A 2,191-nucleotide genomic window follows, 5' to 3' on the forward strand; every position below is an offset into this window, starting at 1 on the left:
GCATATGTCCGGAATCGAACGTAAGGCAGTGAATGAGGGATTTGCCTTTTATGCACCTATTCGTTATTCTGAACTGCCGCGTTATTATGCAGAGAATGTCGAACCGATCCATGTGGCGATGTTCCAGGTGGCACCAATGGATGAGCATGGTTTCTTTAACTTCGGACCAAGTGCTTCTCATATGGCCAGCATGTGTAAGCGAGCACAGATTATCGTTGTAGAGGTTAACCAGAACATGCCGAGATGTCTGGGCGGTTTCAATGAAGGTATACATATTTCTCAGGTAACACATATTGTAGAAGGTGACAATCCTCCGATTGCAGAGATGGGTGCAAGCAAGGCAACAGCGGTTGATGAGGCCGTTGCGAAACTTATCGTTGAAGAAATTCCAAATGGTGCTTGTCTCCAGCTTGGTATCGGTGGTATGCCGAATGCAGTAGGTTCCATGATCGCAGAATCCGATCTTCGTGATCTGGGCGTTCATACAGAGATGTATGTGGATGCATTTGTGGACATAGCTATGGCAGGTAAGATCAATGGTTCTCGCAAGAATATTGACAGAGGCAGACAGGTATATGCTTTTGCAGCAGGTACAAAGAAGCTGTATGATTATGTGAACAATAATCCGGAATGTATGTCTGCACCTGTAGATTACACGAACTGTATTCAGTCTGTAGCTGCACTGGACAATTTTATTTCTATTAATAATGCCGTTGATATTGACTTGTTTGGTCAGGTCAGCTCAGAAAGCTCAGGTACAAAGCAGATCAGCGGTGCCGGCGGTCAGTTAGATTTTGTTATGGGTGCTTATCAGTCCAGAGGTGGTAAGAGCTTTATCTGCCTGTCTTCTACATTTATGAATAAAAACGGAGAACTTCAGTCACGAATTCTTCCGACATTACATAATGGTTCTATTGTTACAGATACCCGTGCCAATACACATTACGTTGTTACAGAATACGGCAAGGTTAATCTGAAAGGTCTTTCCACATGGGAGAGAGCAGAAGCACTGATCAGTATTGCACATCCGCAGTTTAGAGATGAACTGATTGCAGAAGCTGAGAAGATGCATATCTGGAGACGTACCAACAAGATTCGCTAGTTCAATAAATACCTCATTTTTCAATAAAGGCTGTAGGATACCAGAAGATTCCCTGCAGCCTTTAAAATTTATTTGACAAATAATCTCTGTTCTGCTATCATTGATATAGTTTTAATGTAACGCATTGTTTTATAGATATTTTTGCAAAAGAGATGCTTGAGAACGATGACAGCATGTAGTGCTATCTGAGAAGGTTCTGAAGCTATTTTTTTGTGCATATACAGGAGGTTTGAAAATGGAACCAGTAAGATTTGAAGATTTAGGTGTAGATGAGAGAATTTTAAGAGCTGTGACAGAGATGGGCTTTGAAGAGGCCACACCGATTCAGGTCAAGGCGATTCCGGAAGTTATGACAGGGCAGGATATTATCGGACAGGCACAGACAGGTACAGGTAAGACGGCATCCTTCGGTATTCCGATGCTTCAGAAGGTGGACCCGAATAATAAGCATGTGCAGGCGATTGTCCTTTGCCCGACAAGAGAGTTGGCCATTCAGTCAGCAGATGAGATCCGTAAACTGGCGAAGTTTATGCATGGTATTAAGGTACTGCCGATTTATGGCGGACAGGATATTGTGAAGCAGATCCGCTCTCTGAAGACAGGTGTTCAGGTGCTGATCGGTACGCCGGGACGTGTCATGGACCATATGAGACGCCATACGATTAAGTTGGATGATCTGAAGATTGTTGTTCTTGATGAAGCAGATGAAATGCTGAATATGGGATTTCGCGAAGATATTGAGACAATCCTTTCACAGACACCTGAAGAGCGCCAGACACTGCTTTTCTCAGCAACAATGCCGCAGCCGATCATGGAGATTGCAAGAACCTACCAGAAGAATGCCAAGATTGTCAAGGTTGTAAAGAGGGAACTGACGGTTGCCAATATTGAGCAGTATTATTATGAAGTGCGTCCGAAGAATAAGGAAGAAGTCCTTTCAAGACTTTTAGATATTTACAATCCAGCCCTTTCTGTTGTATTCTGTAATACAAAGAGACAGGTTGATGAATTGGTGGAAGGTTTAAAGGGCAGAGGTTATTTTGCAGAAGGACTTCACGGTGATATGAAACAGCAGCAGCGCGACCGTGT

2 protein-coding genes are annotated in these 2,191 nt (G+C 43.3%); both read left to right on the forward strand.

The annotated features are described in order from the left end of the window. A partial coding sequence (locus WMO25_RS17370; RefSeq protein WP_349086439.1) for a butyryl-CoA:acetate CoA-transferase occupies nucleotides 1-1,102 on the forward strand: 1,102 nt, incomplete at its 5' end. Between the two features lie 235 nt (nucleotides 1,103-1,337). Further along, the coding region (locus tag WMO25_RS17375; protein WP_349086441.1) for a DEAD/DEAH box helicase at nucleotides 1,338-2,191 on the forward strand (854 nt) is incomplete at its 3' end.

Origin of the sequence: Coprococcus intestinihominis, assembly GCF_040096555.1 — a bacterium.
Classification (GTDB): domain Bacteria; phylum Bacillota; class Clostridia; order Lachnospirales; family Lachnospiraceae; genus Coprococcus_A; species Coprococcus_A intestinihominis.